This is a genomic window from Halanaerobium saccharolyticum, assembly GCF_003259895.1.
Taxonomy (GTDB): Bacteria; Bacillota; Halanaerobiia; order Halanaerobiales; family Halanaerobiaceae; genus Halanaerobium; species Halanaerobium saccharolyticum_A.
Genome location: NZ_QLME01000036.1, coordinates 1 through 21,943 on the forward strand (window position 1 = coordinate 1; position 21,943 = coordinate 21,943).

26 protein-coding genes and 2 pseudogenes are annotated in these 21,943 nt (G+C 32.3%); 1 reads left to right on the forward strand and 27 read right to left on the reverse strand.

The features are described from left to right. Positions 1-130: 130 nt before the first annotated feature. The gene (locus tag C7958_RS14720; protein WP_243834369.1) at positions 131-673 is read left to right on the forward strand and encodes a nitroreductase family protein; all 543 of its coding nucleotides are present in this window, start codon (positions 131-133) and stop codon (positions 671-673) included. 81 nt (positions 674-754) lie between these two features. On the opposite strand, the gene C7958_RS14725 is transcribed toward C7958_RS14720, so the two are convergent. The 27 genes and pseudogenes from C7958_RS14725 to C7958_RS15710 form a co-directional block, all read right to left on the reverse strand. Continuing rightward, positions 755-1,813, reverse strand: a complete 1,059-nt coding sequence (locus C7958_RS14725; RefSeq protein WP_111573429.1) for an alpha/beta hydrolase — start codon at positions 1,811-1,813, stop codon at positions 755-757. Positions 1,814-1,879: 66 nt separating this feature from the next. Next, a complete protein-coding gene (locus C7958_RS14730; RefSeq protein ID WP_111573430.1) occupies positions 1,880-2,629 on the reverse strand; it encodes an esterase family protein in 750 nt (249 codons plus the stop codon). A 5-nt stretch (positions 2,630-2,634) separates the two neighbouring features. Beyond that, positions 2,635-3,807: an ATP-grasp domain-containing protein gene (locus tag C7958_RS14735; protein ID WP_111573431.1), complete on the reverse strand. Its 1,173-nt coding sequence runs from the start codon at positions 3,805-3,807 to the stop codon at positions 2,635-2,637. A gap of 283 nt (positions 3,808-4,090) precedes the next feature. Next, the gene (locus C7958_RS14745) at positions 4,091-4,483 is read right to left on the reverse strand and encodes a hypothetical protein (protein ID WP_111573432.1); all 393 of its coding nucleotides are present in this window, start codon (positions 4,481-4,483) and stop codon (positions 4,091-4,093) included. A 30-nt stretch (positions 4,484-4,513) separates the two neighbouring features. Then, positions 4,514-4,933, reverse strand: a complete 420-nt coding sequence (locus tag C7958_RS14750; protein WP_111573433.1) for a hypothetical protein — start codon at positions 4,931-4,933, stop codon at positions 4,514-4,516. A gap of 1 nt (position 4,934) precedes the next feature. Beyond that, positions 4,935-5,027, reverse strand: a pseudogene (locus C7958_RS15980) (SDR family NAD(P)-dependent oxidoreductase); the annotation flags it as partial. Between the two features lie 69 nt (positions 5,028-5,096). Further along, positions 5,097-5,471, reverse strand: coding sequence for a putative signal transducing protein (locus C7958_RS14760; protein WP_111573435.1), 375 nt, complete (start codon positions 5,469-5,471; stop codon positions 5,097-5,099). A 29-nt stretch (positions 5,472-5,500) separates the two neighbouring features. Further along, on the reverse strand, positions 5,501-5,953 hold the full coding sequence (locus tag C7958_RS14765) for a DUF523 domain-containing protein (protein ID WP_111573436.1): 453 nt from the start codon (positions 5,951-5,953) through the stop codon (positions 5,501-5,503). Positions 5,954-5,969: 16 nt separating this feature from the next. Continuing rightward, positions 5,970-6,701: a M48 family metallopeptidase gene (locus C7958_RS14770; RefSeq protein WP_111573437.1), complete on the reverse strand. Its 732-nt coding sequence runs from the start codon at positions 6,699-6,701 to the stop codon at positions 5,970-5,972. Between the two features lie 9 nt (positions 6,702-6,710). Next, a complete protein-coding gene (locus C7958_RS14775; RefSeq protein WP_111573438.1) occupies positions 6,711-7,016 on the reverse strand; it encodes an MTH1187 family thiamine-binding protein in 306 nt (101 codons plus the stop codon). Further along, positions 7,016-7,570 carry an NUDIX hydrolase gene (locus C7958_RS14780; RefSeq protein WP_166668564.1) on the reverse strand — a complete coding sequence of 185 codons (555 nt, stop codon included), beginning with the start codon at positions 7,568-7,570 and terminating at the stop codon, positions 7,016-7,018. The genes C7958_RS14775 and C7958_RS14780 overlap by 1 nt, the downstream gene beginning before the upstream one ends. Positions 7,571-7,794: 224 nt before the next feature. Next, complete coding sequence (locus tag C7958_RS14785; protein WP_111573440.1) at positions 7,795-8,679, reverse strand: fructose bisphosphate aldolase; 885 nt, start codon at positions 8,677-8,679, stop codon at positions 7,795-7,797. A 242-nt stretch (positions 8,680-8,921) separates the two neighbouring features. After that, positions 8,922-9,470, reverse strand: a complete 549-nt coding sequence (locus C7958_RS14790) for an RNA 2'-phosphotransferase (RefSeq protein ID WP_111573441.1) — start codon at positions 9,468-9,470, stop codon at positions 8,922-8,924. 112 nt (positions 9,471-9,582) lie between these two features. Next, positions 9,583-9,759 carry a hypothetical protein gene (locus C7958_RS15705; protein WP_166668565.1) on the reverse strand — a complete coding sequence of 59 codons (177 nt, stop codon included), beginning with the start codon at positions 9,757-9,759 and terminating at the stop codon, positions 9,583-9,585. A 22-nt stretch (positions 9,760-9,781) separates the two neighbouring features. Further along, positions 9,782-10,165 (reverse strand): DUF3307 domain-containing protein, encoded by a 384-nt coding sequence (locus tag C7958_RS16160; protein WP_111573452.1) that lies wholly within the window; start codon positions 10,163-10,165, stop codon positions 9,782-9,784. Next, complete coding sequence (locus C7958_RS14800) at positions 10,162-10,380, reverse strand: hypothetical protein (protein ID WP_111573442.1); 219 nt, start codon at positions 10,378-10,380, stop codon at positions 10,162-10,164. The genes C7958_RS16160 and C7958_RS14800 overlap by 4 nt, the downstream gene beginning before the upstream one ends. Further along, on the reverse strand, positions 10,377-10,787 hold the full coding sequence (locus C7958_RS14805; protein WP_111573443.1) for a SatD family protein: 411 nt from the start codon (positions 10,785-10,787) through the stop codon (positions 10,377-10,379). Before C7958_RS14805 ends, C7958_RS14800 begins: the two co-directional genes overlap by 4 nt. An 87-nt stretch (positions 10,788-10,874) precedes the next feature. Beyond that, positions 10,875-11,222 (reverse strand): hypothetical protein, encoded by a 348-nt coding sequence (locus C7958_RS14810; RefSeq protein ID WP_111573444.1) that lies wholly within the window; start codon positions 11,220-11,222, stop codon positions 10,875-10,877. 38 nt (positions 11,223-11,260) lie between these two features. Then, entirely contained in the window at positions 11,261-11,821 is a 561-nt protein-coding gene (locus tag C7958_RS14815; RefSeq protein ID WP_133960345.1) for a hypothetical protein, read from the reverse strand. 87 nt (positions 11,822-11,908) lie between these two features. Next, positions 11,909-13,183, reverse strand: coding sequence for a SatD family protein (locus C7958_RS14820; RefSeq protein ID WP_111573446.1), 1,275 nt, complete (start codon positions 13,181-13,183; stop codon positions 11,909-11,911). Positions 13,184-13,195: 12 nt separating this feature from the next. Continuing rightward, on the reverse strand, positions 13,196-13,960 hold the full coding sequence (locus C7958_RS14825; RefSeq protein WP_111573447.1) for a DUF3307 domain-containing protein: 765 nt from the start codon (positions 13,958-13,960) through the stop codon (positions 13,196-13,198). A 339-nt stretch (positions 13,961-14,299) separates the two neighbouring features. Next, positions 14,300-15,721 carry an ISLre2 family transposase gene (locus C7958_RS14830; protein ID WP_111573448.1) on the reverse strand — a complete coding sequence of 474 codons (1,422 nt, stop codon included), beginning with the start codon at positions 15,719-15,721 and terminating at the stop codon, positions 14,300-14,302. Positions 15,722-15,937: 216 nt separating this feature from the next. Beyond that, positions 15,938-18,685 (reverse strand): glycoside hydrolase family 3 protein, encoded by a 2,748-nt coding sequence (locus tag C7958_RS14835; protein ID WP_111573449.1) that lies wholly within the window; start codon positions 18,683-18,685, stop codon positions 15,938-15,940. Positions 18,686-19,029: 344 nt separating this feature from the next. Continuing rightward, complete coding sequence (locus C7958_RS14840) at positions 19,030-19,677, reverse strand: CBS domain-containing protein (protein ID WP_111573450.1); 648 nt, start codon at positions 19,675-19,677, stop codon at positions 19,030-19,032. 258 nt (positions 19,678-19,935) lie between these two features. Then, a complete protein-coding gene (locus C7958_RS14845; RefSeq protein WP_111573451.1) occupies positions 19,936-21,024 on the reverse strand; it encodes an RNA-guided endonuclease InsQ/TnpB family protein in 1,089 nt (362 codons plus the stop codon). Positions 21,025-21,029: 5 nt separating this feature from the next. Next, a pseudogene (gene tnpA / locus C7958_RS14850) lies at positions 21,030-21,420 on the reverse strand (IS200/IS605 family transposase). Between the two features lie 83 nt (positions 21,421-21,503). Further along, entirely contained in the window at positions 21,504-21,677 is a 174-nt protein-coding gene (locus tag C7958_RS15710; protein ID WP_166668566.1) for a hypothetical protein, read from the reverse strand. Positions 21,678-21,943: the final 266 nt, after the last annotated feature.

A 21,943-nucleotide genomic window follows, 5' to 3' on the forward strand; every position in this document is an offset into this window, starting at 1 on the left:
AATCCCAATTATAAGGAGTTTTTCTATTTTAAGCAAGTATTTTCGCTGAAAATAGAACTTGACTTTTCTTAAATATTTTTATGCAATGCTAGTGATTAAATTTAGAAGAACTATTCGGCAATTCAAAAAAATGAAAGTAGAAAATAATAAAATTATAAAAATTATAGAAGCAGGCCGCTTTACTCCAACTGGAAGCAATCAACAGGATGTTTCTTTTACAGTAGTTAAAGATAAAATTAGTGAATTTAGAGAACTGATATTAAAAAATCTAAATGAAAAAGGTAAATCAATACTTAGTAATTTAGGCCCAGAAACAATGCAGTTTAAGAAATATGCTGAAATGTGGACACAAATGTATCAAGAATATCAAAACGAATCTGTACATAATGATCGCTTATTTTTTGAGGCTCCACTTGTAATTGTGGTCTCAGCAAATTCTATTGTCAATGGTTCTTTAGCTTCTTCAAATATGGAATTAATGGCTAATGCGTTAGATTTAGGAGTATTATTTAGTGGTTTCACTTTAAGAGGAGCAAAAGACAAAGAAGAAGTTAGAGAATTTCTAAATATTAAAAAAAATAAGGAAATAGTAACAGCGTTGGTTATAGGCTATCCTGATGTCAAATATTCTAGAACAGTTCCCAGAAAAGAAGCAGATATTAGCTGGAATTAATAAATTTTTCTAGCATTAAAAACCCCTTTCTGATAGAACAGATTTTTATAATTTAATCTGCCTATTAGAAAGGGGAACATATCATCTATTCGGTTTTATCTTTTTTACTATTTTAATATTTTTATAAGCCTTATAACCAAAAGCATTAAATTGAATATCTGCTGATCCAGCCTTTTTAGGAGTTATAACTCCATTTTTATTAATTTTTAAAACCTCTGGCTTTAATGATTTAAAATCTCCTTCTAAAGCAGTCATTTTAAAAGTGCTCTCAAAAGTTACAATAGGGTTAATTCTTTTTTTGGCCCCCTTAAGTGCTATCTTTTCTTCTCCAATTAATTCAATTTCTTTAATTTTTCCCATATCCCCGTAAAAATAAAGCAGGGGACAATGGACACGGGATGCCCAGGCTGTTTCACTGTGGATAGCCTCAGGCACCTGATAATATATTAAATCTAAACTGAAATTATTTTTTAAATGTTTTAGTTCAGAAATAACATTTTCCGTAAAAGACATAAACTTTCCTTCGGCTTCTCCTGTATCCAGCCAGATCTGAGAATTTAAGTTTTTATAATTATAGGAATTAATTTTTTCTGAGGGAGAACTCTTCCCCCACCAGAAAGAAGGTGACATTACTGCAAGTTTTGAAAATAAATCGGACCTTCTTAAGCCTATGTTAAAAGTAACCAGCCCCCCCATCGAAGAACCCATTAAAGCAGTGTTTTCTGACCCCTTTTTGATTCTATAATGCTGACCTATAAAAGGCATTAATTCGCGTATGAAAAATTTCTCATAATCAAAACCACGACCCTTAACCTTTTCTCCCTCAAAAAAACCATCCTGATGTGCATATTCACTTAATCTTTCTTCCTCCATATTATCAACTGCTACAATTATTATTTCCTCTATCAGATTTTCTTTAATTAACTGTTCAGCTTTCTGATGCAGATTCCAGGATTCACCTGAATAAGATTTTTTGCCTTCAAAAACATTCTGGCCATCGTGGATATATAGTACCGGATAATTTCTATTTTTTTCGGTTGAATAAGAAGGTGGTAAATAAATTCTTATCTTTCTTATATTATTTAATACCTTAGAATAAAAACTTTCTATTATTTTTATCTCTATCTTATTTTTTAACATCAAGAAACTCCTCTGCCGACAATTATATTATTTTCTCTACTTAACAAAATTTTGAAATATATGCAGCTAAATAATGCCATCATCTACAAGCTTTCCTAAAAAGTAGGGCATCTGCTCTCTCCAACCAGTCCAGTCATGATCAACATCATAACCCCAGTAGTCAAACCAGGCAGGAATGTTTTTTTCTGCCAAAATAGTATCTAAAAGTCTGGTGTCCCTCAGAGTATCTTCTTCCCATCTACCCTGACCGGCACTGATAATTAATTTATTTTTGCGATAGTGATTAAGGTACCATTCGTCATCCAGTTCTTTAAGATAATCAACTGGTGAATTCAAATAAACTTCCTGATCCATATAACCACCGGTAAAAAATCTTGCATCGTAAATACCACTTAAAGCAACAGCCGTATCAAAGGCATCAGGATGCTGGAAGTAAAAATTAACAGCATGGAAGGCTCCCATACTGCAGCCAGAACTGATCAAACCTCCCTGCCAGTTAGAATGATATTTAATCAGTGGCAGCAGTTCTTCAATGATATAATTATCATAATTATTGTGAATAACTGCTTTATCATGAGAATGCAGATCATGTTTCAACCAGGATTCTCCATCAACACTGCTGGCTGCATAAACTGTTAGCTGACCATTTTCAATAAATGGCCAGATGGCATCAATCATGCCAAAGTCTTCATATTCATGAAAACTACCTCCAGATGAAGGAAAAACCAGCATCGGCTTCCCTGCATGCCCATAAATTTTAAATGGCATATCTCTATTTAAATGTGAACTGTGAAAATTTCTGTACTCTATTTTCATAATATCTAATACTCCTCCTGAGCTTTCTCCATTGCAAAGCGAACCGCTTCTTTTCCTTTTGCAAGATCTTTTGTTCTTAAAATTATTCCGTAATCTCCAATTGCAGGAGCTAAAATGGGAGAAATAGATTCGTGCAGCACTATATAATCTCCATATTTATTTATTATATCCTCCAGAGAATGCCTGTAATTGATAAAATTCTTTCTACCAACATAGAAGCAGTTATATTTTCTGCTAATTTCGGCTCCAAATTCACCGTGCAGAACCAGTTCAGCATAAGCCTTATAAATATTTATATCATTAGCATAATTAAACATATCCAGAGTTAAACCCCCCGGCGGACGAACATTAACTTCCAGGGCAACAATTCTACCGTCATCCATCTTAAAATATTCGAAATGGAAAAATCTTTCCTTCAGCTCAAAAGCAGCAGCAGTTTTTTTACCGGCTGCTACTATATCCTCAGGTAGTTCTCTCGGTATATAATAATACATATCAAGACCTTCATTAACAGTCTCCATAATTCCACCTTTATACACCATAGAGGAAGAAAAAATAATGTTTCCATTTTCATCTGTCAGGCCATCAAAAGTATGAATTTTTCCTTCAATATACTCTTCCATTATATAAGCAAGAGCTAACTTTTTTTCTAAAAATTCAAGCAGTTGATCGTGGTTCTGAATCTTATAAGTATCCGCTGCACCTACTCCACTGTCAGGTTTAACAACAACTGGATAACCTACTTCTTCAATAAAACTCTCTGCTTCAGCCAGATTATCAACAACTTTACCCCGGGCTGTATTTAAACCAGCCTGATTAAATACTTCTTTCATTTTTGATTTATACTTCATCGGCCCAATCTCATCGATTTTTAAACCAGTTACATTAAAATCAGTTCTTAACCGGGCATCTGTTTCCAGCCAGTGTTCATTGTGAGATTCAATCCGATCGATTTTCCCATATTTGTGAGTAAAATATCCACAGGCTTTAAGCAGCTGCGAATAGTCTTCCATTTGATCAACTCTGTAATATTCTGTCAGTGAATCTTTAAGTTCAGTTCGCAATTCCTCGTAGGGCTGATCACCAATCCCGAGTACATTGACACCAACGTTGTTAAGTTCTACGCAAAAGTTATAAAAATTATTCGGAAAATACGGGGATAAAAATACGAAATTCATAATATCATTCCTTTCTCTACTCGTTTTCTCTACTTCTCACTTATCTAAATCATAATAATTATTAATAACTATTTGTATAAGTTTATCATTAAAATTTTAATTAGTAAACTTTCTGATGTTGAAATCTATTGAAAAATTAAATTAATTAAAGTAAAAAATTAAAAGTTTAAAATATATTCGAAATTAATTACACATGTTTTATAATTCTCTCTTTAGGATGAACTCCAAGCCCAACAGCTCCTAAACCTAAATGAACTGCTTCTGTTTCAGACCCCTCACTTGATTATTTACTTTCATTTTTTGAAGAAAAGATTTTTAAGATAACATAGGCTATTAAGGTAAAAACAAAAAAGATCAGTAAGACTGTGGCAATACTCTGCAGAGAACCGATTAAAGTTCTGTAGATTTCCAGAGTCCAGCGTTCTGTGGTTAACTGTAGCACTTCCTGATTGTTAAATCTGGAAGTTATATATTTCTCCAGATCACTAATCCTGACCCCACCGGAAATACCAACTACATAGATGGCGAACTTAATATATTTAAGCCAGGCTTCATTGATCGCCTCAGGTACAATTAGATTTAAAATCTTGTAAATTGAATCATTAAATAATCTGCTGACTATATAACAGACCAAAAGGGCCACAAGAAAAGTAACTAATAATAGTAGATAAAACATTTCTCCACCTCTTTATATATAATTATTTTTTTAATTTAAAAATTGATCAGGAATTTTATTTAAAATTTCCTGATATTTAATCATCTCAATACTTTTATTCCATAATTGGTTCTGCAGTTCCTGCTTAAAAGCTGCTTCTATTGGTTTCTTTTTTTGCTTATTGACATAATAGCCTCCACTTTCTTCTTTTACCTCATCAGAAAGTGCTAAATAAACCGGAGTTACTGCTCCTTTTTCTACAGAAGAACCACCTGCTCCCCAGCCCTGACGTAAAAGCTTTGTATTAATCACACCTGGATGAAGGCAGTTAACTGTAATCCCATTTACTATTCTATCTAACTTAAAAGTAAATAAGATCATTGCCAGTTTAGAATCAGAATAAGCCTGACTGCCATTGAAATTAATAGGGTCCCAGATTTTATCGGTATCTAAATTATGAGTATGAACCATAATGGATGATAATTCTATGTCCCTTTTCAGCTAACTCTTTTGCTGTTTCTCTGCCAATTCCATCAGTTGCACCAGTAACTAAAATAGTTTTCATAAATAACACCTCTTTTATGAATATTAACTCAAATATCACCGGCAAATGAAATATTTATAGTTAATTATATTAAAAAATCAATGCAATTAAATTAAACAGCAGATAAAGAATAATAATTATTTTAGCAATCTGAGCCAGATAAGAAGAAATACTTTTACCTTCTTCTCTTTTATCTAACTCCTCTGAAATTTCAACTACTTCATCATCCTGATTATCTCTTTCTAAATTTAAACTATTCAGGAGTTCTCTGGCCTGCTCATAATCTTTATCTACAACATAAAACTCTATATTATAGGCAGAATATCCCATATAGATCATGCTGTAGCCGCCAAATTCATCATGACGAACAATAACCTCTATATTATTCTCATTGAGCAGTGCTTCTATCATCTCTGCTTCTCTGACACCAGTTGTTATTAGATGCTGCAGCTTAAAATCAGGCATAGTATTAGCTCCTTTAAATTTTATCAAACTCACTTTTTAATTGGAAGCTTATTTTCCAAATCAGCTTCAGTTAAAACTTCAATACCATTTTCTATTAATAACTCTGCTGTAAGACCATTACCTTTAATTAAATTACCGCTGAAGGATCCATCATAGATCTTTCCACAGCCACAGGAAGGACTTCTCTGCTGCAAAATAGCCTTTTCAGCTTCCACAATTCTGGCAATTTTTAAAGTTTTTTCTGCTCCCAGTTGAAATTCAGCTGTAACATCTTTACCACTTTCAGTCACAATTCTTTTATGTCCCTGCTGATCAACAATAATTTCCGAGGGATCACGGGGAGTATCAAGTCCTCCTAAAACTTCAGGACAGACTGTAATTGCTTTACCTGCTCTAACTAGTTCTACTACTTTTATATTTATATTATTTTTCCCATCATAACGGCAGTTAATTCCCGCCAGACAGGAACTTACAAGATACATTTGATCACCTTCCCTATTAAATAGTAAGCAATCTTCCATTGATTCTCAACCACTCTTTTTTCTTTTCATAATCAGGAATAATTTTAGCTACAGTCTGCCAGAAATCTTTTGAATGATTTGGATGAATTAAATGCACCAGTTCATGTACCACTAAGTACTCGATCACTTTTAGAGGTGCCATTATAATTTTCCAGTTGAAATTTAGATTTTTTTTGCTGCTGCAGCTGCCCCAACGTTTTTTCTGTTTTTTGATGACTATCTTATTTGGTTCAACATCTAAGTACTTTTTATGAATATTAATCAGTTCATTTATTTTTATTCTGGCCTGGCTGCGGTACCACCCGATCAACTTCTGTCTAATTTCTATTTTTCTCTTTTCCTTATTATCTTCAAATTTAACTGGAAATCTAATTATTAACTTCTCCTCTACTAATTCGATCTCCAGGCTCTCAATATTAGCTTCAGTAATGGGAATTAACTTACATTCTCTGCCCAGATAAAAAAGAGTGTCTCCCCTGATAAATTCTTTATCTTTAGGAGGATTTTTAATTTTTGACATTTTAGCCAGTTTTTCTAAAATCCAGTTTTCTTTTTCTTTAAGCAGATTTTTTATATTTTTGATTGAAGTTCTTTTAGGGGACCTAACAACCAATTCTTGATCTGCATTAACTATAATACTGATTGTTTTTCTGCTGCTGCGGATAATTTCAAATTCAATTTTTCGATTTTTAAGTTTAATTTTTTCCATTTCAACACCCTATATTTTAAGTTTTTCTTCTACTGAATTAACTTTTTTATCCATTCCTGCTTCCTTATCCCGGCGATCATCAATTTTTAGATTAGTTGTAACTCTTAAAGCTCCACTATCAAAAGGAACCTCATGCATCTTTTTGGTGACCTCAAAAATATCTTCCAATTCTCCTTCTAAAATAGTTCCCATCGGAGTTAATCTATATTTAACCTTATCCTGTTTTTTTAAAACCTCATGACAGCCAGCAACATAACTGCTTAAACTTGTACTTTCTGTACCCAGGGGTACAACTGTTAATTCTGCAATAACCATTAGTAATCCTCCTTATATTTTTTAGTTTTCTTCATCATCCTCAGGACAGATTCTTCACAAACATATTTTTCTATCTCATTTAACTGAAGCCACTTGAGATTGACAGATTCACTACTTTTTACTAATTCTACTTTACTATCTGCTTCTAATAGATATCTAATGTCATAATGAAAATGCTCAGCTTGACTGTTATTTGCGGGAATTTTGTGAACATCAAGATCAAAAATTTTATGCTTAACAACTGAAAGAGAATTTAAGCCGGATTCTTCTATAGCTTCTCTTAAAGCAGCTTCTTGAATTAATTCCCCTCTTTCTAAATGTCCGCCCAACTGAATCCATTTATCCAATGCCTGGTGATGATGAAGTAAAACTTTACCTCCCTGACGATTGATTATCCAGGCAGAAGCTGTTAAATGTCCTTTTGGATTAGTTCGTAAGTAATTCTCTTTGTTATTGACTAAAAAATTTAATATTTGTTTTTTATACTTTTTCTCTGCCTGACTTTCAGGTTTATATTTTTTTATTTCCTCTAATATCTTTTGAAAATAATTCAAGTTAAGGACTCTCCTTATTTATCTTTTGAAATACTCATCTTCTTTTGCTGTCTGTTGGCAATTATTCTTCCAGCTGGATGGACAATAATATTAACATCCAATAAGTTTTATCCTAAAATGTAATTATATAATTAATCCCAGCATTAAAAGTGCCGGGATTAATTATAAATAGATGCTTTTTAATAATTTTCATTTTGAAAATTTATCTTTGTTCTATTAATATATCAAGTCACAGAAGCATTATATATTTTAACTACAGCATCTTTCAGTTCCTTATCAAAATCTTTCTCTGACTGATCAACCGTTAAATTCTGCAGTAGTGCCCGCGAAAAACTTGCAATCATATTATGGTTTTCCGAAAGTTTATTTACTGCAACTTCCTGACTGTAACCCCCAGATAAAGCTACCACCCTGACTACATTGGGATGTTCAATAATTTCCTGATAAAAGTCTGCCTGACTTGGAAGTGAAAGTTTAAATATATACTGCTCATTATTTAAATTTTTAAGCAGTTTTAAAATTTCTTCTTTTAAAATTATTTCTGATTCTAATTTATCTTTGCTGTTGATATTAACTTCTGGTTCTAAAATAGGTATAAATCCCGCATCATAGATCTTTTTACCATATTCAAACTGTTGAGATACAATATCTTTAATTCCCTCTGGATTGGCACTGTGAATAATTGATCTCATCTTAGTTCCAAAAATATTATGCTTTTCGGCCTCTGCAAGCAGATCATCCAGTTTAGTCATCGGTTTCATCAGCTGAACACCATTTTCCTTATTTTCTGTACCCTGATCAACTTTGAGTATTGGTAGAATTCCCTTTTCCTCCCAGAGATAATCAGCAGTGTATTTACCTTTCATTTTGTTGTTCATTGTGTGCTTGAATAAAATTGCACCCAAAATATATTCTGAACTAAAAGAAGGACTTGTAATAACTCTGGTTCTCATTGCATGGACAAGATCAAACATTTCTGCTTCTGTATCATATTCAGACTCTGAGATACCGTAATCTTCTAAGGCACCTGGTGTACTTCCACCACTCTGATCCATAGCTGCAATAAAACCCTTGCCATTTTTCATAAGTTCAATTTGCTTTTTAGTCATTAATATCTACCCCATTTCATTAATAAATAAGTTTGTTATTTAATTATATAATTTATTTATATTTATTACAAATTTTCTGGCTCTTTATTATACTAATATATTGACTGCTCAAATTATTATATAAAGACTTGTTTTAATGAAATTTGCTAAAAATAAATTTGCACATTTAATTGTCAGCATAATATCAATCCTCTGATTGGTTGAGATAATAGTTTGGGCGTTAAAATAATTATAAATTCTGTTTACTCATTTAATAATGATAAATAATCTGCAAAAAGCTGATCTGTTAAATAAATATCTTCTGCAGTTTTATAAAAGTTCTGTCCTGCGTGAAAAGCTCTCAGAGCTTCTATCTTAAAGATGACCGGCTGACTGGTTCTTCTAAAAGCAACCTTTTTAGCTTCTTTGACGCCAACACTTAAGTGAACATAATTTCTACCCATCGGCTTCAGCCCGGCGATCATTATTTTTTCTTTAACCTCCGGTCTTGTTCCATGATAGAGAATCTCCGGTGGTTTAACTGCCTGATAATCAGGATTGACTCCCTCGATACTGTGACCGTAATTTGCTCTGATTCTTTTTCTATCTTCTAAAAAACTGAAGCGACCTTTGGCATCATTTTTTACCAATTGAATCAAATCATTTTTAGTTATATTGTTAAACTTATCCTTTAGTGCCTGCAGAAGTTCATCGGTTTCAACTGAAGCATCTGGCTTGAGTTTTAAGTCAAAATCTTCCGGATGGTGGCGTAAGATATATGAGATGGTTTTTGAAAGTTTAGTTTTATTCATTTAAGATCACCCTATTTTCTCCGAAATCACCTTTTAACAGGTGAAATTAAAATTTTCACCTTAAATAGGGTGAAGTTTCATATAATCAGTTTTTTCAAAAGCAAACCACCTATTAAAGCAATAAATATACTGCAAAAAGTCCCCACTCAACAAAATGTTTCTTATCAGCGAACTTTTTAAATCTAGCAATTGATTTAGCAGTAAAAATTACAGCAATAGAAGAGGTTGAGCCAAATGTAACCAGTGTTAATATTAAAGCTCTTTCAATAATTCCTATATATTTACCCATTTTTACTCCATCAGACTGGTTATTAATCTGAATATCTATTATCTCTAATATTTTTTCTAAAAAAACTGCGCCGAAAAAAAACGATTAAATAGATATTTACAAAAACAAGTAATTCTTTTAAACTTATACCAAAATTAAATAGATAATTTAAATCTAAAAATACAACCTTTTCAAAAACGGATAGAGAAAAATAATTAATAAGAAATTTCCAGATGAAATATATAATTGTGAAATGTAAGATCTGATCAAGTATAAAAATAATAAATTCCAGTAATGCTGTTTTTGATGATAAATTTTCTTTAATAAAATCTAAGAGAAGATGGGCTATGCTTATAATCAGAGCAAAAATAAAGGCTATTTTAAAGCCGTAAAATAAAGTAAAGAAAAAAGTAAATTCATTTATTATTCACCTTCTACCAGTATAAAATCTTTAATTAAATTATTAATTGTTTTTTCAGCTAATTCAACTTCTTTCCATTTAGCAGCTTTACATCTTTTTTCTACATTCTGAAAAGCAATATTTAATTTCTCTGCAGCTTTTTGATAGGTACCTTCTTTTTCATAATAGTAGACAGCTTCCCACTGTGCATCTGTCCATTCTGCTTGAAAACTATCAATCAAAATAACAAAGTATTAATTGCCTCATCGATTTTATAATCACTTTTAAATATAGTTTTAAATTTATTATCTACTTCAATTTCTTTTAGTGATTCCCGCGCATTATGAAAAGCGGGCCCATTCATACTCCAGGAATTAATTTCAGAAATTTCTTCATTAATTTCTCCAAATCCAATCCCAAAACGAATATCAATATTATTTAATTTATATCTGATCTGTCTTATTAAATTCGGAAATGTCAAATTCCCCTTAAAAACTGCCTGAATCTCATCTCCTCTAGAAATTTTAAAAGGAATAACCATATTGTCCGGATAATTGATTTCTTTAAGATTATTCTTTAATATTTCACTTATCTTATTATATTTTCGGGATTGTATTACATCACCAGTAATAACTGTATATTTAGTCATTAAAAACACCTTCTATTTAAACTATTTTGCTTACCTTTTCATAGTTCTTTATAAATTAAGATTTTCCTTTATCGTTTTCTTTTAGGTTCAACCATTTGTGAAATAATCGCTGTCCTTTATTCTCTCAATTAATAATTCAAGTTCCTGATATGCTTCTAGATCAACCTCATCTTTATTAATAATTCCATTAACTATTGCTATAGCAACAAAATGATCCTCCATATTATAACTGTTATATTTTTTGAAGATTTCTCTAGATATCTTATTATGAAATTTGTGTATCTGCTCATCTAATTCAAAAGGACCCAGTTCTTCATTTTCCCACTGCTTAAATTTTAAATTCAGATCAGCTAAAGCTATTTCTAGTTCCCTCTCGTGAGCAAGACCTGCCAGCCGCCTAATTTCTTTTTTAGTTTTTTTGCTGTAACCTTTCATTTTTAACTCCTTTGCATAAGTCTTGGGAAATAATTAAATTAATTATATTTTTTTAATCCTTCTGGACCAATAACCATTTCATAACCACAATTCTGACATACTATTTTTTCTCTATATTCAGTATCAGGAATCTCCTTAAATAATAAATTCTCATTATTGCAATTTAAACAAACATCTACATCATATTCCCAATATCCTTTTTTCATTTCATAACAATATCTTTGCCACAATACTTTTTCAATAAATTTAAAATTATGCCCTGATTTAATTTTTATTAAATTAATTTCTTCATCATTAGAATTAGAATATGGATAAATTACTTTATCTAAAAAAATTTCATCAAGATCAACAATATTACTAATTATCTCATCAATATTATCCATATAATTATTATTTTTCAACCATTTAGTAAAGCGACGCATTACTGTAGCTGTTTTTTTCATGAGATATTTTTCACCCATTACTTTCCTGATCATAAAGTCAGTCATAAACTCATCTATCTGCATACTGCTGAGCTGTTTAATAGAATACATTTCACAATAACTATTTTCTTTGAAAATAGCTTTTTCTTCAAAATTTTGCTGATCTTTCTCAGGCAAAAACATGTAAGCATAACTATTTAAATAATCTTCATCAGCTCTTTCTGCATAGATTTTGATAAATAACTTTATATGTCGGTCTTTTACCTAATATTTCATTAATGTCGTATTTTCAGCTAATAATTCAGACAGCTTTTTTACAATATATTCATATTCCTTCCAACCAGCTCTCTGGAGATGTCCTCCTATGGTTGAGCGGGCTGACAAACCCATTTTTTCTTTGATTTCATTTTGACTTAAGCCTATTATTCTATAATTTACAGCTTTTTTTTGCTGAGATGTCCATTTTTTTACAAATTCAAGTAGCAGAGATAAGATTATTGAAATACTGGTATCTGCTAAATTTTCATTTGCAATTAAATTTAAAGACATTCCTTCTGTAAATGATTTTTTTAGTGCCTCTCTTGCTTTATAAAAAGCCGGTCCATCCATTCCTAAAGCCTGATCTTTAATCTCTGTAGATATATCGCCTGAACCAAGCCCCACATATAATTCATTTATTTCATAATATAGGTCTACGAATAAATACAGTAATTTTTGATAATCCGAAATTTCTTTTTTAAATAATGCCTGAAACTCAAAGTAATCTTTAGCTTCCTCAGAAAGGGTGGTTAAAACAAATTTAGATCTAATAAGATTGTTATATTCCTCATTAAGTTTTGTTAATGTATTTTCAATTTTATTTCCCTCATTAAGTTTACGGGGATAAGCTCCTATTAAAGCTAAATGCTCTCCTTTTAAATTGATTTCTATTTTTTTTCGCTTACCTGTTAATTCTTTAAAAAAATCAACAGACCTGACTAAGAGTTTCCAATTGATATTTGTTAGAGATTGACTGACACTTGACTGGGAACTGTTTAAATCAGCTGCAATTTCTTTCTGTTTTTTCCCCTTGCTTAAATTATAAATTATATATTTCTGATTAAAGGTAAACTTATTGAAAATGCTGAAATATAAATGTAAAATCAAATTTATCATTTGAAAATTATTATTGGCCTTATCACTAATTAAATGAACACTAAATTTATTATCTTTTACATATTTTATTGCTTTAAGAGCATTTTCATAGCCAGTTCCCTGACTATTATCATTATATTCTCCCTGGCCAATACCAAATCTGAAATCAATTTCTTTAAATTCAATTTCCAGAAACTGAAGGATATCAATTACCGGAGAAAAGTTATTGAGTACACCATAAAACTCATCTCCCAGAGTAATTTTAAAAGGTGACTCTATATCTTTCTGATATTCATCATTTAACTTAGTTAATAATTCAGTCAGTTTATTTTGCACACTTTTTCGGTTATTTATTTTTTTAGACTTAATGATATCTCCAATCACAACAATTGAATCTTTGCTCATTAAAGCCACCTCCTAAATCCATAAATATGAAAATATTTTAATTAAACTTCCGGTAGAAATTGCGATCAAAATACTGATAAAGGATCCTATTAAATAATATTCTACAAAAGAAGAATTTTTTTCTGCTTTTACTTCAATCTCTTTAAACCTGATCAATGATTTAGCGGTAAACATTAAACCGATTAGCGAATAATATTCAAAAAATATAAAGACAATAATTAATAATCTTTCTAAATTTCCAATTGCTTCTCCTTTATCTCCCTCCCGGGTTATATTACTTTTATATTTGCTCAGTGTTTCCCTGACCAGAATAGTGGCCGCTTTAAAATTAAAAATTATTACTGTTAGAGTAATTAGCAAAAAGCTAATTTTTGCTTCTGTTAAAGATGCTAAAGCGGGATAAATATTAGTTAGTTCTTTGAAAAAAGCTAGTAATTCCGGGTTAGAAACAGGATTGAAAAAAGGAGTTATTATAAAAATAACTAAAAGGTGAAGCAGTTGATCAGAAATAATTAATTCTAAACTATAGTTACTCAATTTATCAGTTAGCCTGACCTTAATATAATCAACAGCTATATGCAGCAGGGATAGGAATAATATCATAAAAAAATAGGATAAACTAAAATAATAAATTGTTAAAATATAAGAAATAACAAATACTATTATTCCATGTTTCAATAAAGTAAAATTAGATTTTCTTTTATTTTTACTTGTATTTTCACTTTGAAAAGTGAAATCTGACAGAATATGGGCCAGAATTAATAAAGAATAAAGCATAAGCAACCCCCTGAGTCGTCATTTAATCTAATATTTCAAATATGTCGGTTTATTACCTAATAATATTATAACGGATTTATAATATTTTTGCCAGTATAGAGATTTAATTATTATTTAATTGTCTTCACTCTAGTTCGGACTATACTTTATCCAAAATATTCTGCCAATTAATTATGTAAGTGATTGACTTTTTATTAAAAAATTATAATAAAACTTAGATTTTATTTAATCCAAACTTTATTCTGATTATATCACAGAAACAAGATTAATAAAATTAGAAAAAGCTCTTGATTGTGTCAAGTAGGTTTTGGAAATAAATTAAGACTCCCTGTAAATATTTTAGAATGCAAGAGACCTGATTGCTCTCTGCAATCCACTAACTTTGCCTTTACGTAAGGCAGGAACTGTTTCTTTAGCAACTGGGAATAATGTTTTTCTGTGATCTATAATTTTTTCTGTTCTCATTTTGATTCTTTTTTCTTTTTCCTTATGCTCATATAGTTTAAATAGATCATCTTTTTTGCCGCCATTATACTTAAATACTCTTAATCTTGCCATTCTATCTGCACCATCTTCTGACCAGGCTAAAGGCCTGGAAGACATTCTTGAAGCCAATACATGGCTTACATGACCTTCAGCACTACAAACCTGGGAGTTTGGATCATTGGCGTAATTTTCTATGCCTGCCCAGTTAGAATATATATAATTTCTTGCTTCTTTAACTCTCTCTTTTTGCTCCTCATTTTCCGCTTCTTTAGAAAGTATTTTAAAAGTTGATCTAACCCATTTGATTTTAGCTTGATTTAAACCCAACCAAAGATTACTTCTTTGCTTTGGATAGTGGCCTGTCGCCTTTAGTACATATTTATTTAAGTGATATCTATCCAGTACATATTTTGTTTTCTGAATCTCTTTAAGACCGGTTTTAATCCAGTTTGCTCCATCTCCTGCTAAAAATATCGTCTCTATATAGTCCATGTCATAAATATCATCTATATAGCTTAAAACCTCTTCCCAGAGATCTTCAGACTTATTGTAGATACCTGAAAAGAATTTAACATTCTTTAATTTATTTCTGGCTCCCTGACGCCCTTCATGTACATAGACCAGTTTTGTTACTTTATTCTCAGATTTATCTTTCTCATCTTCATCACGGTTTTTCTTCTGGATAGAGATATGATCTTCATCTGCTTCTATGTAGAGATATTTAAGCTTCTTTTTTTCTTTTTCTTCAAGTTTCTCATCAGTAGCTCTATTGTCTATTTTACCCAGCTTTTTTATCTTGTTTAAAGTTGTCTGTTTGCTTAGAGGAACAACCTTAGAAGCCATATCAGCTGCTTTCTGATAGGAATATTCTTCAGCTTTTTCTACCAGATCCAGCTCCAATCCTTTATCCAGTCTCTGATATCTTTCAATACCAAAAATATCGTCCACAAGATATGTGTAATCAGTATCTTCGCTGTTTTTAGAGGCATAATATGTTCTCTGGTATTTTACCTCTCCAAACTGAGTGATTAGAGTCTTATCCATATCTCTGGCCTGAATATTCCATGATTTTTTACGTTCTTTAGATTCCATAATTTCCTGATCCATTTTCTCCAGAACATGTGCCAGGGCTTCTCGGCCTAATTTATCCATATCCTGCTGCATAATCTCAATTAGCTCTGAAATATCCTTTTTTTCACCTTCAAAAAGATTATCAAGATATTTTTCGATATGACGGATGAAATTCTCTGAAAAATCCTGTATAATATTATCCATAAGAAGACTCCCCTTTCTTTGTTTTTGTCCTAAAAACATTTTATCAAAAAGGGAGTCTTCTTTCTAATTTTTTAAATAATTTCAAAATGAATCTCCAAAACTTATTTTACACTATGAAGCTCTTCAATAGGCAAAATTAGATTATTTATGAAGCACCTGATATAAATATCAGGTGCTTCATTTTATATAATTATACATCTTTATTACTTGTCTGATTTAATCTGACTCAATTTTCTTTTCAAATTCAACAGTCATTTTTCCTAGTTTCATTCCGCTTTGAGCAAAATAGAGTTTAATGTAATTATTTTTATTCCAGAGAACTATCTCTTTTTCTACTGTCTGCCATTCTCCGGTACCATTTAGAGTAATTGTTGAATTTAATTTATTATTCAAAAATAAAGAGACAGGAACCTGGGCATGTTCTCCTCCACTGGCTTTCATTTCGAGACTCAGTTTATAAACACCTTTTTGATCTCTAATTATACCAAATACCACTGATTCTCCTTTTGTAGTATTTACATCTGAAAGATCAATAGCTTCTACCTCAGTCAGATCATAATATTCCATTACATTTCCTGGATCTTCAGAGCTCTCTACTGCCTCTAATTCTTCTCCTGGACCACTAAGATATCTTTCCATCACTGCTGAGTCCATTATAAATTTCAAGATATTAGCTGCATTCCGCTGCAGTTCCCCTCTGGTGATTTTTCCTTCTTTCAGGCCTTCTAAAGTATTATCATCAGCACTATTTTTTTCCGGGTTCTCATTAACCATGTATAAATCATTCTGAGCTCGAACCATCGGCATCGTATTCCCTTTTCTGGCTTTTTTACCTTCTTCATTAATTTTGGCCCACCAGTCAGTCATCACAATACCGTCAAAATCCCATTCTTCTCGTAAAATTGTAGTCAGCAGGTCATAGTTTCCGGCAGTCCAAAATCCATTTAGGCCGCCATAAGTAGACATAATGGAGCTTGCTTCCCCCTCTTTAACTGCAATTTCAAAGCCTTTTAGATAAATTTCTCTTAAAGCTCTTTCAGAGACAACAGCATTCACATCGTGTCGATGAGCTTCCTGATTATTGGCAACATAATGTTTAACGGTTCCAGTAACTTTATACTTATTCATTGCCCGAAGCTGTACTGCAGCCATTTTACCAGTCAGAAGCGGGTCTTCAGAAAAGTATTCAAAATTACGTCCGTTTAGAGGTGTTCTGTGAATATTCATTCCCGGTCCCAGGAGGGTTTCAATTCGATTTGCCAAAAGCTCCTGCCCCATCAGATCAAATAATTCACCTACTAATTCAGTATTAAAGGTACAGGCCAAGGATGTGCCGTTTGGAAGACTGAAAGCAGTTGTGCCGCAGTCCATTCGAATTCCGGAAGGACCATCAGCAGCACAGGCAGCAGGAATTCCAAAGTCAACTAAACTCTTACTCACACCGCCAAAAGCTGCAGCAGTACCGGGAGTTACGCGGGGAGAACTCATTCCTTCACCCCGGATCAGACAGGCCAGATCATGATCACTCAGCTGAGCAATAAAATCTTCTAAAAAAGCCTGATTCTGATAAACATCTTTCAACTTAATTCCCTGGTCACCTGTATAAGAAATTTCTTGCGGACGATTAGCAGCTATTCTAGCCTCCAGATCTACAGTTCTCCGGGGGACTTCTTCTTTAGCCATTGTCCCATCTGCCTCAACTTTTAAGCGTTCAAAAGATTCTACAGGTGCACATGCTTCCTCAAGTTCTTCAATAAGCTCAAGAGTATCAATGCTAAAACTACCGGCCAGTTCAGTATTGCGCACTTCACTGCCAGCATAAATTTTATACTCACCTGCTTCTAAAACATAGGAAGATTTATGGCCGGTTATACCGCTGTCATCATAGGAGGCCAGCTGATTTTTAGGAAAGCTTAAAATTAATTTCTGTCTTTCCCCCGGCTCTAATAATTTAGTTTTAGTAAAGGCTTCTAAAGTTCTAGCTGCTTTCCCCAGTTTACCCAAAGGTTTACTGGCATAGACCTGCACTACTTCTTTTCCTGCTTTATCGCCTGTGTTTCTCACTTCAACTTCTACTCTAAGTAAATCTTTATCTTCATCGAAAGAAAGAATTTCCATCTCAAATTCTGTATAGGACAGTCCATAACCAAAGGGGTAGACAACCCTGTCTTTAGCTGCTGTTTCAAAATATCTGTAACCTACATAAATATCTTCTTTATATAATAAAGTATCTTGATTGCCAAAATCATCCATCGACGGATAATCTTCAATGTCATAGGCAATGGTATCACTTAGCTTTCCAGAAGGATTTACCTTCCCGGACAGAACATCTACAGTTCCATTACCACCTTCCATACCTCCATGCCAGGCATAGAGCACTGCCTGAGGCTGATATTTTTCCACCCATTTCATATCAATTATATTACCAACATTTAAAACTACTGCAACTCGATCAAAGGCCTTAGTTACACGGGCCAGCATTTCTTCTTCAGTATCTGTCAGCAGATAACTACCTTTAGTGGCAGAATTATCTCTATCTTCTCCAGCAGTCCTACCTAAAATTATGACAGCCAGATCTGATTCTGCTGCTGACTTTTTTGCCAGTTCAGCACTGACCGGCATCTCTTTCTGACACCAGGGTTCCTGAGCCCAACCCTCGCCATGATTAAAGGGATTATCTTTCACCCATTCTTCATATATATCTATCAGATCCTGATTAAGAGCAAGCTCATTATTTGCCTTTAGGGCATCTAAAATACCCACAACATATTCAGTATTAACCAGCCCCCCAGAACCGGTACCACTTTTGTAATAGTCAAATTGAATTCTACCAAAAACAGATATCTTTTCTCCTCTTTTAATTGGCAGTGCCTGCTCCTCATTTCTAAGCAGTACACATCCCTCGGCTGCTGCCTGTCGAGAAATAGCTGCATATTTTTTCATATCGAGTTTAATCTTTTTCATTTGAACTCTCCTTATTTTTATTTAATAATTATTTTCTATAGCTAGCGTTTGAGAATGTATAAATCACAGTTTTATTGTAACATAAAACGATTTAGGAAGTAAACAATATTCTCGAACAGTTGGATTATTACCATTTTTTTGGTTCTGGTTTTAGAGTTGGAGCTGGTTCTGGATCTAGTTCTGGATCTGGTTCTGGTTCTGGAGGATTGCCCATCCCATCTCGATGCCATCCCTTATAGCATTATCAATACCATTACTTTTCTAGATAATTTATATTTCTACTAAAGTATTTTTTTGGTAACTACTATATCTCTATTTTAATACCCATTGTCTATATCTTAAGGTCAAATACTCAACTTATTATAAATTTCTGGTATTTCCCAATCAGTTATAATTCCCTGCAGCACTTCCTCTTTGTTCCCGTTTTCAGTTATCAAAAAAGCATCAATTTTATTTCCTGCTTTAATTATTGACTCATGCTTATCAATTAAAGTATCAAGTTTGCTGTCTTTAGAAATAAACTCACAAACTTCATCTTCCTCTGCATATTTTACAACTTCTTTGATCTGCGCATCCTCAATAATCAGATTACTGTCCTGGTCTAACTTTAAGTCTCCCATCCATCTAATAATTGTATTTGTGGTCAATAATTCAATATACTTTCCCTTGTGGTCTACTACTGGGATTTGATCATAGTCATATTTTTTCATATCTCTGATTGTTTTAATTATTGAGGTATCTTCCTTAATCACCATTAAATCATTATCAATAAAATCACTGATCTTGGGAGAATCTATTACTTTTTCTAATATCTCTTCTAATAAAGTGTATAATGAGCTGCTGGGCAAAAAATAATATTCATTATTATGGGCAATAGAGTTTCTAACTTTCCTTACAGTATCCAGTTCATCTCTGTACTTTTTAATTATATAATCATTATTTCGACCTTCATGCAGCAGGCTTTGACATCCTCCCCGCCCGTTCGTTAACACTCACAAACGAGGATTCTTTAAAAGAACTTTTATCGAAACTCTCTTTTGTATTATGAAATGATAGTTTCGATATTAGGCCATCGAGGCCGTCACGAGGTTGTCGAATGATTAGAAGGCAGTCTATTTCTAGTAGCCCAATTCGTCTTCGACTTCAGGCTGTGCCATCAGCCCTCCTGAGATAGCCGACTATGCATTCTAATAGCATATTCCTAGCACTATTGCTAATATAGGCACTTCAGGCACTTAGACTATTACCACCTAAGCAGGTTGTTGCTCTAAATATTTATTAGCTATGTTTCTACTTGCATTTAGATCAGCGTGGATATGATTACCACACTCGCAAGAGTATAGATTAGCTTTGCGGTTAGATTTTTTAATTTTGTTGCATTTAGAACAACTCTGGGAGGTATATTTAGGATTTATATATTCTACCTTAATCCCAGCTAATTCAGCCTTATATTTAATAAATTGTTGTAGTTGATAGAAAGTCCAGCTGTGGATGTTTCTATCTGCTCTATTAAGACTCTTAGTAGTATTCCGGATATTTTCTAGATTCTCCATAATTATAGTCCCAACTTTTTTTTGCACAGCAAAATTAATAAGCTGGCGACTAATTTTATGGTTTAAATCAGTCATCCATCTCTGCTCTTTGTCATTAATTTTTTTAATAGCTTTAACTTTTTTAGATTGACCCAGTTTTCTTCTTAACATACGATACTTTTTGCGGATAAAACCTGCTTGTTTACCATTGTGGAATTGGCGATTAATTTCTTTGCCTTGAGGGTTTTTAATACTGGCAACAGCTAATTGTCGAAGTCCTATATCTATTCCCATTAAATTAGATTTAGAAGTTTTTTTAGCAGCAATTTTAATTGTTACAGCAAAATACCACTTACCTCTTTTGTAGAAGAGACTGGCTTTACCTAATTTGCAGCCACTATCGATATGCTGCCGCAGCTCTTCAAACCTTTCAGCCTGCTTAACAGGAAAAGCAAATCTTTTGCATTTGTTGGTATAAAGCGGAATTGAAATTATATGGTGATCAATTTTATAATTTTGATTATTATAGCAAATAGGTTGATTCTCTTTAAACTCTATATTTTCTTTTTTAGAGTTAGACTTTAAAAACTGTTTATAGAGTGCTTTAACTTCTCTAATATTCTGATTTTTAACAGCAGAGGGAAGGTTAAGCTCTTTAAAATCAGCAGAACTCAAGTTAATTTCTCCTGCTTTAAGTTTGACAGCGACAGCTTGACGATTCTTAACTACTTCTGCAATATTATTTAAGAATATATTTTCTTTTCTTTTAGTTGGTTTTAACAACTCTAAAATATAGGTTAGTTGCATATTAATCACCTTTGATTTTCAATGTAGTGTTGGATAGTTTCAGAACTCACATTACCTGCAGTAGCTACAAAATATGCTCTAGTCCAAATAGAACCTTTAATATTCAACTCTGGAAAGTGCTTTGATATTCTCCCTCCAAGTAGTACCTTTAATGATATTCATTAGCTTACTGGGAGAATACTTAGGCAAAGCTGATATAAAAAGGTGTATATGATCTGGCATTATTTCAGTAGCTAACACTTCAAATTTATGTGTATCAGCTAATTCATTGATAGTATCTAAGGTTAATTGTTTAATTTTAGGATTATCTAAAATATGTTTTCTATATTTAGGAATCCATATAAAATGATAATTTAAAAGAAACTTTGCATATCTTGTGCTTTTATAGGTATTCATTATTAAAATCTCCTAAATGTTAGCTGTTAAATACATTATATCATAAACATATGTTCATTTTCAAGAGTATATTATACAAAATTTTAATTTCCATATTGACTAAAAATTAAAATAGCTGATTCATCCCCGCCCATTATCATAGGCGATGCTTTCTCAGCTATAATTCGGTAAAAAGATGTGTCCCAGTCATTAACCTCTTTTAGATGGTCATAAAGTTCATTAAACATTTCAATAAATTGATCTTTTTTATTTTCCATAATTAGCACCTCACATTTCCTCTATCTTAATAAAATATCTACTAATATCTAATTCTTCAAAAAGAAATCTATTCTTTTTTAGCTCTGTTTAAACTCTTTGTTAGAAGAACTTGAAATCGAGTAGGAGGGAAATAATTAGTTTATTCCCCGTCCTCTCACACCACCACAGCGTACCGTTCGGTACTGGGCGGTTCATTAAGAATTAATTACTTGTGCATATCTTTCTGTAAAACTAAAGTATCCCAGTTTCTTTAAAAGCTGGTTGG

Bases quoted from the DNA above. Each gene is read 5' to 3' on its own strand.
- C7958_RS14720 (WP_243834369.1), top strand. From the start codon at position 131: ATGAAAGTAGAAAATAATAAAATTATAAAAATTATAGAAGCAGGCCGC.
- C7958_RS14725 (WP_111573429.1), bottom strand. From the start codon at position 1,813: ATGTTAAAAAATAAGATAGAGATAAAAATAATAGAAAGTTTTTATTCT.
- C7958_RS14730 (WP_111573430.1), bottom strand. From the start codon at position 2,629: ATGAAAATAGAGTACAGAAATTTTCACAGTTCACATTTAAATAGAGAT.
- C7958_RS14735 (WP_111573431.1), bottom strand. From the start codon at position 3,807: ATGAATTTCGTATTTTTATCCCCGTATTTTCCGAATAATTTTTATAAC.
- C7958_RS14745 (WP_111573432.1), bottom strand. From the start codon at position 4,483: ATGTTTTATCTACTATTATTAGTTACTTTTCTTGTGGCCCTTTTGGTC.
- C7958_RS14750 (WP_111573433.1), bottom strand. From the start codon at position 4,933: ATGGTTCATACTCATAATTTAGATACCGATAAAATCTGGGACCCTATT.
- C7958_RS14760 (WP_111573435.1), bottom strand. From the start codon at position 5,471: ATGCCTGATTTTAAGCTGCAGCATCTAATAACAACTGGTGTCAGAGAA.
- C7958_RS14765 (WP_111573436.1), bottom strand. From the start codon at position 5,953: ATGTATCTTGTAAGTTCCTGTCTGGCGGGAATTAACTGCCGTTATGAT.
- C7958_RS14770 (WP_111573437.1), bottom strand. From the start codon at position 6,701: ATGGAAAAAATTAAACTTAAAAATCGAAAAATTGAATTTGAAATTATC.
- C7958_RS14775 (WP_111573438.1), bottom strand. From the start codon at position 7,016: ATGGTTATTGCAGAATTAACAGTTGTACCCCTGGGTACAGAAAGTACA.
- C7958_RS14785 (WP_111573440.1), bottom strand. From the start codon at position 8,679: ATGACTAAAAAGCAAATTGAACTTATGAAAAATGGCAAGGGTTTTATT.
- C7958_RS14790 (WP_111573441.1), bottom strand. From the start codon at position 9,470: ATGAATAAAACTAAACTTTCAAAAACCATCTCATATATCTTACGCCAC.
- C7958_RS15705 (WP_166668565.1), bottom strand. From the start codon at position 9,759: ATGGGTAAATATATAGGAATTATTGAAAGAGCTTTAATATTAACACTG.
- C7958_RS14805 (WP_111573443.1), bottom strand. From the start codon at position 10,787: ATGACTAAATATACAGTTATTACTGGTGATGTAATACAATCCCGAAAA.
- C7958_RS14810 (WP_111573444.1), bottom strand. From the start codon at position 11,222: ATGAAAGGTTACAGCAAAAAAACTAAAAAAGAAATTAGGCGGCTGGCA.
- C7958_RS14820 (WP_111573446.1), bottom strand. From the start codon at position 13,183: ATGAGCAAAGATTCAATTGTTGTGATTGGAGATATCATTAAGTCTAAA.
- C7958_RS14825 (WP_111573447.1), bottom strand. From the start codon at position 13,960: ATGCTTTATTCTTTATTAATTCTGGCCCATATTCTGTCAGATTTCACT.
- C7958_RS14830 (WP_111573448.1), bottom strand. From the start codon at position 15,721: ATGGATAATATTATACAGGATTTTTCAGAGAATTTCATCCGTCATATC.
- C7958_RS14835 (WP_111573449.1), bottom strand. From the start codon at position 18,685: ATGAAAAAGATTAAACTCGATATGAAAAAATATGCAGCTATTTCTCGA.
- C7958_RS14845 (WP_111573451.1), bottom strand. From the start codon at position 21,024: ATGCAACTAACCTATATTTTAGAGTTGTTAAAACCAACTAAAAGAAAA.
- C7958_RS15710 (WP_166668566.1), bottom strand. From the start codon at position 21,677: ATGGAAAATAAAAAAGATCAATTTATTGAAATGTTTAATGAACTTTAT.